Origin of the sequence: Corynebacterium sp. 045007, assembly GCF_040743205.1 — a bacterium.
GTDB classification, from domain to species: domain Bacteria; phylum Actinomycetota; class Actinomycetes; order Mycobacteriales; family Mycobacteriaceae; genus Corynebacterium; species Corynebacterium jeikeium_D.
The window spans coordinates 1-13,524 of the sequence record NZ_JBFLKW010000031.1 but is presented as its reverse complement, the minus strand read 5'-3'; the positions used below and the strand labels follow the sequence as shown (position 1 = coordinate 13,524).

At 58.4% G+C, this 13,524-nt stretch carries 11 protein-coding genes and 1 tRNA gene; 3 read left to right on the top strand and 9 right to left on the bottom strand.

All coding sequences use genetic code 11. The features are described 5' to 3' along the window. Positions 1 to 261: 261 nt before the first annotated feature. On the bottom strand, positions 262 to 1,155 hold the full coding sequence (locus AB1Z34_RS10895; protein ID WP_016421751.1) for a hypothetical protein: 894 nt from the start codon (positions 1,153 to 1,155) through the stop codon (positions 262 to 264). A 292-nt stretch (positions 1,156 to 1,447) separates the two neighbouring features. Between AB1Z34_RS10895 and AB1Z34_RS10890 the strand changes: the two genes are divergently transcribed. Then, positions 1,448 to 1,996 carry a peptidylprolyl isomerase gene (locus tag AB1Z34_RS10890; protein WP_040361963.1) on the top strand — a complete coding sequence of 183 codons (549 nt, stop codon included), beginning with the start codon at positions 1,448 to 1,450 and terminating at the stop codon, positions 1,994 to 1,996. 698 nt (positions 1,997 to 2,694) lie between these two features. Here the strand turns inward: AB1Z34_RS10890 and crgA are convergent. Next, positions 2,695 to 2,964, bottom strand: a complete 270-nt coding sequence (crgA, locus tag AB1Z34_RS10885) for a cell division protein CrgA (RefSeq protein WP_005511903.1) — start codon at positions 2,962 to 2,964, stop codon at positions 2,695 to 2,697. 135 nt (positions 2,965 to 3,099) lie between these two features. Here crgA and AB1Z34_RS10880 point away from each other — a divergent pair, with 135 nt between their 5' ends. Beyond that, complete coding sequence (locus tag AB1Z34_RS10880; RefSeq protein ID WP_256886809.1) at positions 3,100 to 3,771, top strand: aminodeoxychorismate/anthranilate synthase component II; 672 nt, start codon at positions 3,100 to 3,102, stop codon at positions 3,769 to 3,771. Positions 3,772 to 3,774: 3 nt separating this feature from the next. Here AB1Z34_RS10880 and pknB read toward each other — a convergent pair whose 3' ends face one another. From pknB to AB1Z34_RS10845, 7 genes are all read right to left on the bottom strand, one after another. Beyond that, the gene (pknB, locus tag AB1Z34_RS10875) at positions 3,775 to 5,832 is read right to left on the bottom strand and encodes a Stk1 family PASTA domain-containing Ser/Thr kinase (RefSeq protein ID WP_101687962.1); all 2,058 of its coding nucleotides are present in this window, start codon (positions 5,830 to 5,832) and stop codon (positions 3,775 to 3,777) included. A 53-nt stretch (positions 5,833 to 5,885) separates the two neighbouring features. Beyond that, on the bottom strand, positions 5,886 to 7,370 hold the full coding sequence (locus AB1Z34_RS10870; protein ID WP_256886811.1) for a serine/threonine-protein kinase: 1,485 nt from the start codon (positions 7,368 to 7,370) through the stop codon (positions 5,886 to 5,888). A 2-nt stretch (positions 7,371 to 7,372) separates the two neighbouring features. After that, positions 7,373 to 8,809 carry a penicillin-binding transpeptidase domain-containing protein gene (locus AB1Z34_RS10865; RefSeq protein WP_049172592.1) on the bottom strand — a complete coding sequence of 479 codons (1,437 nt, stop codon included), beginning with the start codon at positions 8,807 to 8,809 and terminating at the stop codon, positions 7,373 to 7,375. Further along, a complete protein-coding gene (locus AB1Z34_RS10860; protein WP_016421756.1) occupies positions 8,810 to 10,171 on the bottom strand; it encodes an FtsW/RodA/SpoVE family cell cycle protein in 1,362 nt (453 codons plus the stop codon). Then, on the bottom strand, positions 10,168 to 11,502 hold the full coding sequence (locus AB1Z34_RS10855; RefSeq protein ID WP_016421757.1) for a protein phosphatase 2C domain-containing protein: 1,335 nt from the start codon (positions 11,500 to 11,502) through the stop codon (positions 10,168 to 10,170). The genes AB1Z34_RS10860 and AB1Z34_RS10855 overlap by 4 nt, the downstream gene beginning before the upstream one ends. Beyond that, on the bottom strand, positions 11,499 to 11,960 hold the full coding sequence (locus tag AB1Z34_RS10850; RefSeq protein WP_016421758.1) for an FHA domain-containing protein: 462 nt from the start codon (positions 11,958 to 11,960) through the stop codon (positions 11,499 to 11,501). The genes AB1Z34_RS10855 and AB1Z34_RS10850 overlap by 4 nt, the downstream gene beginning before the upstream one ends. Before the next feature lie 149 nt (positions 11,961 to 12,109). Then, positions 12,110 to 13,009, bottom strand: coding sequence for a DUF3662 and FHA domain-containing protein (locus tag AB1Z34_RS10845; RefSeq protein ID WP_070604850.1), 900 nt, complete (start codon positions 13,007 to 13,009; stop codon positions 12,110 to 12,112). 265 nt (positions 13,010 to 13,274) lie between these two features. Here AB1Z34_RS10845 and AB1Z34_RS10840 point away from each other — a divergent pair. Then, positions 13,275 to 13,358: transfer RNA gene (locus AB1Z34_RS10840), tRNA-Leu, on the top strand. The last annotated feature ends 166 nt before the right edge of the window (positions 13,359 to 13,524 follow it).

Here is a 13,524-nt window from a genome sequence, read left to right as displayed (position 1 = left end):
TGAATAACCGGCCACGGGTAGTGCTCGACGGGTTAACTCCCCGGGAGGTAATCTCTGGTGTTATCCATGATGCAATGACCGCCTGACCCTACCGCGTGAAAAATGGCTTGAAACTGTCATAAACTTGCACAGTTTCACATTTGCAGCCCGTCTTTCTGAAGTTGTCAGGTTTGCTGCTTAACCAAAAACGCCCGACCGCCTGCGCATCAACTGCACAGAACAATCGGGCGTGAAAAGGCTTTTGGCTATCTAGCCGCCTATTTACTTCTTGCGAGCCTGACCCGGCTTCGGAGCCGGCTTGGACGGCTTGGAAGAGATCTTCTTAGCGTCGTCAGCGTTCTTCTTCTCGGTCTTGACCTCGTCGACCTTGATTTGAGCCTGCTTGGAAGCCTCTGCGGCCTTCTCCTCAGTGGTCTCCTTGGCCTCAGCAGCCTTGTCCTTGGCCTCGTCGGCCTTGTCGGCTGCCTTGCCCTTTACCTCTTCAGCCTTGTCCTTAGCCTCAGAAGCCTTCTCTTCAACGGTCTCCTTGACCTCTGCGGCCTTCTCTTCGACCTTGTGCTTAACTTCCTGGGCCTTCTGCTGGTACGGAGCTGGGTCAACCGGGAGCTTGTCGTCCTTGCGCAGCTTCCAAACGATGACACCGACGATTGCTGCAACAACAGCGAAGACCAGGGAAGCGGTTGCGATGCGACCGTTCTTGGCGCGCTGCTCTTCCTTACCGGTTACCTTGTCGATAGCCTTCTGGGTACGCACCTCGAGGTCCTTGCGAGCCTTCTTGGCCTTCTTTTCAGCCTTCTTAGCCTCGCAGCGAGCCTTGCAACGGGTCTTCTTGCCCTTGCGCTTAGCGTCCTTCTCGGCCTGCTTCGCAGCCTTCTTAGCCTGCTTCTTGGTCTCCTTGGACTTCTTCTCAACCTTGCCGGTCAGTTCTTCGGCCTGCTCAGCGAGCTGATCGCGGGCGTCGGAAACCTTTTCCTTAACGTCTTCCGCCCAATTGGTTGCTGCGTCCTTTGCTGCCTCGTTCTGTGCAGCTGCCACCTTCTTAGCCTCCTGCATCGTGTCGTAGAGCTCTGCAGCCTTCTTGTCCCGGTAATCCGAGTAGCTGTCGTAAGCGGACTTCAGTCCCTTGACAGCCAGCGAGATTGCGTTGGGGTTCATGACTCTCCTTTATTAGTGCGTCGCCAACAGGCATCGCCTTTAATTCTCAATCAATGATTAATACTGCTGCGGCGCCAGTGCCTCTGAGACCAAGATGCTTCTAAGTCCAAGAGCTAGGGCCCAGTTAGGCCTAGCGCCGAAATATTTGCAGCAGGCTCACATTCCAGCTTAGGCACTATTTGGCCTCCATGGGGGTCAACGAAGAACTCTTTTCCTTATCTTGAGAAACATTTTCGCTGGTTTCTGCCACGGAGAAACTCACCAGTAGGAGCAATTGGCCACCAAGGTCGGTATCCTAAGGAACGTGACTATTAAGACTGCTACTGCAACTGTGCACACCAACCATGGCGATATCGTGATTGACCTGTTCGGCAACCACGCGCCGAATACCGTCGACAACTTCATCGGCCTGGCAGAAGGCACCAAGGAGTACAAGGGGCAGAACGCCTCTGGCACCGAGTCCGGCCCGTTCTACGATGAGGCCATCTTCCACCGCATCATCGCTGGATTCATGATTCAGGGTGGTGACCCGCTGGGCACCGGCACCGGCGGCCCGGGCTACATGTTCGACGATGAGATTCACCCGGAGCTCCAGTTCGATCGTCCGTACCTGCTCGCTATGGCAAACGCCGGCAAGCGCGGCGGCCGTGGTACCAACGGTTCCCAGTTCTTCATCACCGTTGTTCCGACCCCGCACCTCAATGGCGCTCACACCATCTTCGGTGAGGTCGCTGATGATGCCTCGAAGAAGGTTGTCGACGAGATCGCTCGTGTGGCTACCGATCACTGGGATCGCCCGCTGGAGCCGGTCGTGATTACCTCCATCGACATCGAGAAGTAATCCGCTAGCTTCTACGCTCTTTAACCCGTCCGGTTGTTCCGGGCGGGTTTTTTCATGCCCATTTTCGCTTTACGACGGCCCGTAACTTCAATGTTGTGTTTAGGGGTAGTGGGGGTAGTAGCACATCGTGTTGATTCTCCACATGTCCACAGCCCTGTGGAAAAAATACTCCACTGTTCACCTAGGTGAACACGGGCCAAGAAGCACGTTACGGGTTCCAATTTTCACAAATTACAACAATTCACAGTTGTCCACAGACTTGTGCACATGTGTGGATAATTCCATTCTTGTAATTTACGAACCAGCGTTCGAAAGTGGTCGAACTCCGCAGAATATTGGAGTTACGCACAACTTGACTTGCAACTATGTTACTTGTTCACAGAGTTATCCACAGGCTGTGGATACTGTGGACACAGGGGATAGAACCAAAGTTGTCATGCTTTACGGTTTCTGTCACGTAACCCGTGAGAAATTTGGGACGAAATCTCTCCACAGTTATCCACAAATTACATGATTGTTACACAGGTTTCTGTGGATAACTTTTTTGCGCGATCAGTAGGAGGGAAATCCTCATTCGTCGAAAAACGTGTGGGAAACGGGTGTATTGACGGGGGTGAATTGACCTGGGTTTTTAGGTATGAAAAAAAGGCGCATCCAAAAGTGGATGCGCCTGAGGGGGTGCGATGTATTAGAGCTGACTAACGCCAACCCATAGTCATCAGCAGACCAACAATGAAAAGACCAAAGCCGATGACGTAGTTCCATGCGTTCAAAGTCACCATGAACGGAATATGCGGACCCGCGATGTAGTTGACCAGCAGCCAGCCCAAACCAATCAGCATGAACCCGAACATCAGCACCTTGTACCACACCGGCGTCTGAGTGCTGTTGATTTTGACCGGGGTACGGCTGACGGAGGAGCCACCGGATTGTGGTGAATTAGTGCTTTCGATCTTTGCCTTAGGCATAGCGCTTTAAACTCCTTAGGTTGTGGTCAGCAGGTTGCGATCAGCGCGGTATCTACACTCCCGCGGTATATGCATAATTGTAAACTTTGCATCCGAACTTACCAGTGAAGTTCGCAGGCAGTAGAATTCCCAGTTATGCAGATTCTCGTCGTCGATAACTATGACAGCTTCGTATTCAATCTGGTCCAGTACATAGGCCAGCTCGGCGAAACGGTTACTGTCTGGCGCAATGATGATGCGCGTCTCCGCGATGTTGACGACGTCGTAAAGCAATTTGATGCAATCCTACTGTCGCCCGGTCCCGGTGAGCCGTCTAATGCGGGGTGGACAGAGGACATTATTCGCGCGGTGAGCAGGCAGGACGAGCCGACACCGGTGTTGGGTGTGTGCTTGGGTCACCAGGCGATTGGTGAGGTCTTTGGTGCGCAGGTCGTGCGTGCCGACGAGCTGTTGCACGGCAAGACCTCCCCGGTCACTCATGACGGCACGGGTGTTCTGGCCGATGTGCCCAGTCCTTTTATTGCCACGCGCTACCACTCGTTGACGGTGGATCCGAAGACACTGCCGGAGGAACTCATTGCCACGGCATTCACGGATTCGGGCATACTGATGGCGATGCGCCACCGCGACCTGCCGATTCACGGCGTGCAGTACCACCCGGAGTCAGTACTCACCCAGTACGGGCACCGCATGCTGGTCAATTGGCTGCGGCTGGCCGGCGGTGAGTACACCGAGGAACTCCTGGCGGAGTTGGAAGAGCAGCAGGCCGTGTACCAGCGCGCCTTCTCAGACGTGCTGGCACACTAGCCGCTAGTTAGGCAGCAGATCCGGCAGCCTTATGGGAGGTTCCGGAGCAGGCCGTTCCTCTGAAGAGCTCTCCGGGGCAACCCCCAGCCGGTAGACGCGCAGGGTGACCTCGCCGTCCTTGTTGACCTTGGAGCCGGCCGACGGGTCGGCCTTCTCCACGTGGTCGACCTTGGACAGATCCAGCGTGGTGACTTCCTCGGTGCGGATAGTTCCCTCGAAGCCGGCATTGGTGAGTGCCTTCTCCGCATCGCTGCGAGTCTGGCCCTCAACTCGTGGCATCTTAATTTGGTTGCCGCGCGAAACGTGCAGCTCGACAGTCGTTCCGACGGTGAGCTCCGTGCCCTTCTGGGGAACCTCAACAACGGTTCCCTGTTCCTCAGTGGAGTCAACCTCCACCACCTCGACAACGAAACCAGCGGATTCGAGGGTCGTGCGGGCGGAATCCAACCTCTGACCAGTGACATCCGGAACAGTCTTGGTCTCGATACCGGAGGAGACAGTCAAAGTTACACGGGTTCCCTTCGACACCTGAGAACCGGCAGCTGGAGACTGCTCGATGACATTGCCGCGCGGAACGTCCTCACTCGGTTCCTCTTGCAGCTTCGGATTGACGACAAGCCCCGCCTCCTCGAGTAGGCGGCGAGCTTCCTCGGCCTGTTTGTCGCGTACATCCGGCACATTGGTCAACTCTGGGCCCGAAGATACGCGCAGCTTGATACGAGATCCCTGCGGCAACCCCGATCCGACGCCCGGTTCGGTGGCAATCACCGTGTCTCGGGGCACATCTGGGTTCGGCTCGTCGACGCGGTTGACCACGAAACCAGCCTGCTCGAGAACCTGCGTCGCCTCATTGACATTTAGGCCCTCGACCTGCGGAATGGCAACGGTCTCGACCTCGGTGGACGAGTTGAAAAGCTGGTAGGCGCCGTAGCCGACACCGCCAAGAGCGACCAGCGCAGCAGCCGCCAGTGCGACAGTCTTTCCTGCGCCACCCTTCTTTTTCTCAGGCTCGTCAGTGTTAGCAATCTGAGCAGGGGCTTCCGGTTGGGCAGCTGCTCTCTCCGGTTCCGGAGCAGGGACAGGGGCCGGGGCCGGAGTTGCCTGCTGTGCAGGGGTCACCCGGGTCTCAGCATCCGATGGAGCTGCCGGAAGGAATTCGGTGGTCTTCGCATCGTCGTCATGCGCGCCGTGGTGCGCCAGCGCCAACGGATCCTCGCCGCGTGCAAGACGACGCAAATCCTGGGCGAAGTCCTCTGCAGAGTCGTAGCGCTCCATCGGATCCTTGGCCATCGCGGTCAGAAGCACCGCGTCGAGGGCCTGAGCCGTGTTTGGGTCGGTGTTGAGCTTCCCCGAAGGCCGCGGCGGCTGGTCCTGAACGTGCTGGTAAGCGACAGAAAGAGGGGTTTCGCCGGTGAACGGCGGGGCGCCCGTGACGGCCTCGAAAAGTACGCAGCCGACAGCGTAGATATCGGAACGGGCGTCGGCGGTCTTACCGCGCGCCTGCTCCGGCGAGAGGTATTGCGCGGTACCCAGCACCGCCGCAGTCTGCGTCATCGTGGTGGAATCACCGAGCGCGCGAGCGATGCCGAAGTCCATCACCTTCACCTTGCCGGTGTTGGTCAGCATGATGTTCGCCGGCTTGATGTCACGGTGAATAATGCCCGCATGGTGGGATGCCGTCAGCGCATCACACACCGATGCCATGATCGATGCGGCTTTCTTCGGGTCGAGCCGCCCCTCACGACGAACAAGATCACGCAGGGTCTCGCCCTGAATCAGCTCCATGACAATGAAAGGCACGCGCCCCATCGGGCTATCCGTCTCGCCGGTGTCGTACACCGACACGATCGACGGGTGATTCAGCAGCGCTGAGTTTTTCGCTTCACGACGGAACCTTGCGAGGAAGTTCTCATCCCTGGCAAGGTCGGCCCTCATCATCTTGACCGCGACAGAGCGACCGAGAACAGTATCTTCAGCGCGGTAGACATCGGACATGCCGCCAACGCCAATGAGCTCGCCGAGCCGATAACGGCCGGAGAGGAGATCGTCATTGCCAGACATTGTTCGTCAGTCCCTTCGGAAGGATTTCCACCAAAACATCTTGTACCTGAATATTACTGTGCATCTGGAGTCCCCAAGGTATTACCGGAGTCATTTCCCAAGGGCAATTGAATACCGGGTAGACCACCGCCACTGGAGTCGTCGCCACTGTTGTCGCCACTGTCGTTGCCCGAATCCTGAGTCGGTTCGGACGTATCCGGAGCGGTCTCGCTGGTGTCCTGCTCAGTGGAGCTGTCAGAGGCACCGTCATTGTTGCCGCCGTAGTTTTCCCCAGAGTTGCCGCCGTCGTTATTTCCCCAGTTACCGGAATTGTCTCCCGACCAACCGTAACCAGAACCGTCGTTGGGGTCGGTGTTTTCCTCTGGGGTTTGCTGCTGTGACTGGTTCGGAATGTACTGCTCCAAGTTCGGAATGGTTGGCAGTGAACCGGTAGTCGACAGCGAATAGACGACTGCGATAGCACCGGCCAGCAACACTAGCAGCACCAACAGCACAATGCTGCCGCAGCCACAACCGCAGCCACTGCGTTTCTTTGCCGGCTTACGCTGTCGGGCGGGTTGCTGCGGTGGTCGCTGCGGTTGCTGCGGTGGCTGCGACACCGGCATGGGCGGTCGCGTCATGGCACCGAGTTCGGTGGTCGCCGGGTTGGCAGCGTTGGATTGACGGTGCACCGTTGGGGTCACACCACGCGGCTGCGGTGGGCGGTGCCCCGCGCGCACTCGCAAAACAGCCTGTGCCAGCTCACGGCCATCGGCATAGCGACGCTGCGGATCCTTGCGCAGCATAATGCCGATAAGTTCGCGGATATGCGGATTGACCGTCGGCGCCAACGCAGGCGGAGCCTCGTTGATGTGTGCCACGGCAACCGCGACGGTGGAGTCGCCCTGGAAGGGCCGGGCGCCGGCCACCATTTCGTAGGCGACACAGCCAAGCGAGTAGATGTCAGTCGCCGGACTCACCTGTTTGCCCTGCGCCTGCTCCGGTGAGACATACTGCGCGGTACCGACGACCATGCCGGTACGCGTCAGAGGCACCGCTTCAGCGGCTTTGGCAATGCCAAAGTCGGTAATCTTCACGGTGCCCTCCGGCGTCACCAGGAGGTTGCCCGGCTTAATGTCGCGGTGGACAAGGTTCGCAGCGTGAATTGCCGACAGGCCGTGTGCAGTCTGCTCCAGAACGTCGAGCATCAGGTGCTCTGGCAGGGTGCGACGCCGCTGCAGCACCTGCGACAGAGATTCGCCACGGATGTACTCCATGACGATGTAACACGCGCCGTGGCTGCCGATGTCGCCTTCCTCGTAGGTGACAATCTTCACCACGTTTGGGCTGTTGACGCTGCGCGCAGCGGCGGCTTCGTTCTGGAAACGCTGCCGGAACTCGTAGTTGTCCGAGTACTCCTGGTTCAGAAGTTTGATTGCAACCAGTTCGCCGCTGGTGGCGTCGTCGGCAAGCCAGACGGTGGACATGCCGCCACGGCCGAGCAGACGGCGGACGTGATATCGGTCGCCAACGATGTCTTGAACTTGGTGGGCATCCATGCTTATCGACCCGCCTGTTCGACCGCGTTAATGAGTGCACGGCCAATCGGGGCAGCAACGGAGGCGCCGGTAGCGCCCTGGCCCTGGCCGCCACCGTTTTCCACGACGACAGCCACGGCGACATCGGAGTCCGGCGCGAAGGCGATGTACCAGACGTGCGGCGCGTACTCGCCGCGGACAGCACCGTGTTCGGCGGTACCGGTCTTGGAGGCAATACGCGAACCGTTACCGCCCGAGTGCGACTCGGAGCCGCGCATCAGCTCAGTTACGGTCTCCGCGACCTCCGGCGAAATCGCCTCGCCGGCTTCAATCGGCTTAAAGGACTTGATTTCGGAGAGGTCGGCACCGCGCACCGATTTGATGATCTGGGGTTCCATGCGCACGCCGCCGTTGGCAATCGTGGCGGCGATGATGGCGTTGTCCAGCGGCGTGAAGGACACGTCGCGCTGACCAATGGAGGTCTGACCCAGCGAGGACTGATCCGGAATATCACCGACAGCGGAGGGCTGAATCGGCAGGCCCGCGTCATCGTGGGTCTCACCGATGCCGAATCGCTTAGCGACGTCCTTGAGCGCATCGGCCCCGTACTGCATACCGAGCTCAGCGAATGCCGTATTACAGGACTGCGCGAAAGCCTGGCGGAGAGTTGTAGTAGCCCCACCACAGGTCGAGCCACCGTAGTTCTCCAACGTAGTGGTGGTATCCGGCAGCGTAATCTGCGGTGCGCCAGTGACTGAGGTGTCCGGGGAAGCGCCTTGCTCCAGTGCCGTGACCGTGGTCAACACCTTGAAAGTGGAACCCGGCGGCAGCGGACGCTGAGTGGCGTGGTTGAGCAGCGGTGCGCCCTCATTGTTATTGAGGGACTGCCAGGTACTCTCGTCGCCGGCGGCGATGTCATTCGGGTTGAACGACGGTGTGGAGGCCATCGCGAGAATTTCACCCGTCGATGGGCGAATGGCGACGGCGGAGCCGACGTAGCCGCGTTCAGCGAGTTGTTGGTACGCAGTCCGCTGAGCGTTCGGCAACAGCGTCAGCTCCGTGGAGGCCCCAGAGGGTTCCTTGCCCGTGACCATGTCGAGGGCGCGGGAGGTAAACAGCGAAGGGTCGCTGCCGTTCAAGATCTCGTTCTGAGAGCGTTCGATACCGGCGGAGCCGTAGATGTCCGACAGGTATCCGACCACCGCGGCATATGCCTCCGGGTCGGTGTCGTAGCTGCGGTCATAGAAGCCGCTCTCGCCCTTGACCGAGTGGGCCAGAATGTCGCCGTCAGTGGTGATTTGGCCGCGAGGTTTGGACTTTTCCTCCAGGAACTGGCGGCTATTCAGCGGATTGTGGGCGTACTTATCCTGCTGGAAGCCCTGGATGTAGGTCAGGTTCGCCAGTAGAAGAACGAAGAGTCCGAGAACGACAACAAAGATTTGGCGAATGGTTTTATTCATCTACTGGTTCACCTCCTGAGATGCGGTGGCATTGTCGTTGAGGCCCGAAGGGTTGCTTGGAATACCCCAGGGGCGGTTGGCCTCGTCAGAGACGCGCAACACGATGGCCAACATGATGTAGCTGGCCAGCAGTGAGGAACCACCGGCTGACATGAACGGAGTAGTCAGACCGGTCAGCGGCATCAGCTTGGAAACACCGGCTGCAACCACGAACAGCTGAATGGCCATCGAGAATGCGACACCGGCCGCCAGCAGCTTGCCAAAGGAATCACGTACCGCCAAGCTCGCCGAAATACCGCGGGAAATCAGAATCGCGAACAGCAGGATGATGGCACTCAGGCCGGTAAAACCGAGCTCCTCACCAAAGGCCGAGAGGATGAAGTCAGAGTGTGCCACCGGAATGTTCTGTGGGTAGCCCTGGCCCAGACCGGTGCCACCGATGCCACCCCAGCTCATGCCGAACAGACCCTGGGAGAGCTGGTAGCCGCCCTCGTCGTAGGAGCCCAACGGATCCAGGAAATGCGTGACTCGCGCCTGAATCTTGTCCGAAACCATGTAGACACCGACAACGCCGACGGTCACCAGCACCATGCCGATGATCAGCCAGGAACCGCGACCGGTGGCAGCGTAGAGCATTGCCAGCACAGTGCCGAAGAGCACCAGCGCCGGGCCAAAGTCATTCTGCAGAGCCATGATGACGGTAGCGATGCCCCAGATCAGCAGAATCGGACCCAGGTCGCGAACACGCGGGAAATCAATGCCCAGGAAACGCTTGCCCGCCACATTGAACAGCGAGCGCTTATTCACCAGCAGCTGAGCAAAGAAGATCAGCAGCATGACCTTGGCAAACTCACCCGGCTGCATGGAGAACGGGCCGATGGAAATCCAGATGCGGGCATCAGCATTAATCGACGACGGCCACACCAGCGGTAGCGCCAACAGAATCAAGCCGCCGAGACCCAGCAGATACGAGTACTGCGACAGCGAGTGGTGGTTGCGCAGCAGGACAATCACGCCGATAAACAGTGCGACACTGAGTACGGTCCACATGATCTGGTTGCGCACCAACGAGGTGTCATTGGCCAGGTCGAGGCGGTGAATCATCACCAGCCCCAAGGCGTTGAGCGTGGCCGCAACCGGCAGCATCACCTGATCGGCGTTGGGTGCCACAAAGGTCAGCGCGATATGCGCCACTGCAAAGATCACAAAGAATCCGCCAATGATGTAAAAGACATCTGCGGTCAGAGAGTTGCCCTGAGCCAGTTCCAGTGAAATTAGTGCCAAAAGCAACAATCCTGCCGACAGCAGCAGCAGGAGCATTTCCTTCATCCGAAGCTGTCGCTTCGTGGTAGTTTCACTCATTTTCGCACCTGCCTACAGTTGACTCCTGGCTTCGAGCCCAGCTTTTCATCCTTCTTGTCATCGTCGGAAACGGACAGACATACCGGCAGTGCCGACTCCGCCAAACGGCCAATCTGGTCGCTGACACCGTCGTAGGAATCAGCCGGCAGACCTTCCAGCGAATTGCGTGCCGCCGGTGAGAGATCTTCCGGCGTCATGATGTGGCAGTCGACCTTCTCCTTCGGCGTCCCAGCCGGAGGAAGCTGAACTTTATTGTCATCGGTCAAACAGATGAACTGATGTGGCTCTTGCAGATCGAAGCCCAGCAAACTGCCGGGCACGCCGTGCATCAGCTGCACCTGCCCGTCGACCACCGCGAGATGGTACATCGACTCCTTCTTCTGCCAGCCCCAAATACCAAGGCCGACCAACCCGGCCACCAGCACCAGCACCACAGAAATAACTAGCCACTTGCCCTTGGAAGCTTTCTTCTCCGGCGCCGAAGTCACTGCAATTTCCTGCGACTTCCGCGGGCGGAGTGCCGCCGCGCGTCCCGCTGACGTATTGGGGCGGGGGAGTTCCTCCTCCGCACTCTGTAGGGCACCGGCCAGGGCGGGCTCGTAAGGCGTGCGTGCCGACGAATCGACAACATCGGCAACCACCACGGTGATGTTATCCGGACCACCGGACTTCAACGCGTAGTCAATGAGCTTGGTAGCGGCCTCGTCCGGAGTGCCCTCCGAGAGCACATCCTTGATGGTGTCCGCGGACACTGGATCGGATAGACCATCCGAGCACAGCAGGTAGCGATCGCCCTCGTGAACATCGCGATAAGACAAAGTAGGCTCCACCGGGCGACCGGTGAGAGCCTTCAAAATCAGTGAGCGCTGAGGGTGAATTGCCGCTTCTTCTTCGGTGAGATTGCCCTCATCCACCAGGGACTGCACATAGGTGTCATCCCGGGTAATGCGGATGAGCTCCCCGTCGCGCAGCAGATAGCCACGCGAGTCACCGACATGGCACATGCCCAGGCGGGTGCCGTCGAAAAGCAGAGCAGTCAGCGTAGTGCCCATGCCTTGCGTAGAGGGGTTCTGCTCAATTTCATCCGCGATGGAGTTATTGCCCTCCATGCAGGCGCTGCGCAGGGACTCGAGCAAATCGGGGCCGGGCTGATCATTGTCCAGCCGAGAGACGGCCGCAATCATCAGCTGAGATGCGATTTCTCCGGCGGCGTGGCCACCCATGCCGTCGGCAAGCGCGAGCAGACGCGAACCCGCATAGGCGGAGTCCTCGTTGTTCTGTCGGATGAGGCCGCGGTCAGAGCGGGCCGTGTAATTCAGAGCAAGACTCATGGTTGCAACCTCAAAGTTGTACGGCCAATACGAAATTCCATACCCGAAGCCAGGCGTTCCGGCTGTTCCACGCGCTGGCCATTGAGGAATGTGCCATTGCGGGAGTCCAGGTCTTCCAGGTACCAGATGCCGTCGCGGTTGATGACGCGAGCGTGCTGGCCCGAGGCGAAGTCATCGTTGAGGACGAAGGCATTCGACTCTGAACGGCCAATAGTGATGTCGCGTTGGTTGTTTAGGTTCATGCGCGAACCCGCCAGCGGCCCGGAGGTGACAAGGAGCTGATGTGGAGTCTGCGAGCGCTGGAAACGCTTGGCCGGAGCACTGCTGGCCTGCCGAAGTGGGCGCAGCGGAGCCGAGCCTGTTGTTTCTGTACGCAGGGTGCGAAGCGTCATCCAAATGAAAAACCACAGGACGACCAGCACGCCGATGCGCGAAAGCAGAAAAACGATAGCTTCCACGTCCGAGGAACCTCCTTATGTAGAGCTGGTGGGTCCGCAAACCGAACACACGGACGTAATTATTCCAGGAATGTGTCGGCAAACCTAGGGCAGTGGCATGTGAACCTGGTGAACCTCACTACTTAGCGGATCTGAATCAGCGGATTTAACTAGCGGATCTGAACTTCGAGAACAGAATGCCCCAGCGAGATTTCGTCGCCGTCAGCCAGCAGCCAGTTCTCAATGGGTTCGCCATTGACAATGGTGCCGTTGGTCGAATGCAAATCGACGAGCACAGCGTCCTGGCCATCCCACGTGATCTCGGCATGCTGGCGGGAAACACCAGTATCCGGGAGGCGGAAGTCGGAAGCGGTGCCGCGGCCGATGATGTTCGAACCATGGCGCACCTCAAATACGCGCGAGGAGCCGTCCTGCAACAGCAGGGTGACGGTCTTTTCCTGGGACTGGTCTTCACTCACGGCCGCGCTGCTCAGCTCAGTTGCCGCTTCCGGGTCGACCGCGGGGATGGGGCGGGAAGCGGTGGGGAACTGCTCAGCTTCCGGCTGCGGGTGGTAGGCGGCAGAGGTCTCTGCAGCTTGGGGTTCATCATCGCTTTGCGACGGGGCTGCGTCAGTGTTGGCATCATCGGCACTGTCCTCGAATGGGACGAACTCCGAGGTGCCCACGGTGTCCTCGGTGAAAGTGCTGGCCGTCTTCAACTGGCCGGTGTGGAGAGACTCCACTGCCTGCAGGTGGACGCTAATGGAACCGGTGAAGCCCCAGCCGTTGTTACGGCAGTAGCGCGTCATGCGGTCAGCCAACTGATTCGGCAGGTTGGGCTCGGACGCAGAAAGGTTCTTGTAGTCGGCAGCGCTGATGCCAATGCGGAAATCATTGGGTGCCAAGTACTGACCGTTGGCGTCCTGCATCAGGAAGTCTTCAATTTCCTGCTTCAGGCATTCTTCTAACTCATTCGGGACAACCTTGCCGCCGAACACGCGCGCAAAGCTGTTATCGAGCCCGCGCTGAAGCGAGCTATCGAGCTTGCGGATGCGTCCTAGGAAATCCATCTGACTAAAGAAATTCGCCTTCTCCCGCCAACCCGCGGCGGGTTACGTGAAAAAAATGTGCACAAAAATTATCGATACTTAAGCAACAGTATAGAGCCCTACACCTTCAGTTAAGGGCTAGGAACTGCTGAGGTTTATCAAATAGTGACGACGGTTGTGGGGGAAGTTGCTATTGCTAAGTGCTGAAAAGTGGTGAAAAACGTGCGATGGCCTGGGGATTTGGTGGTGTATTAGCGCGGGGTGTTATAGTTCTATTCGTTCCCACGGGCGAGTGGCGGAATGGCAGACGCGCTGGCTTCAGGTGCCAGTGTCCTTTACGGACGTGGGGGTTCAAGTCCCCCTTCGCCCACAGCGAAGATCCTCGGAAGTGTAAAAGCTTCCGAGGATTTTTTGTTTCTGGGGTTGGGGTTTGGGGGTTAAGGGGTTAAGTAAAGAAAAGTGTGTCTTTTCCGGGCGTGTTGCGGTTATTTGATCCAGCCTTTTTGGATGCCGAGGTTGTGTTGGTAGCTGGTGTC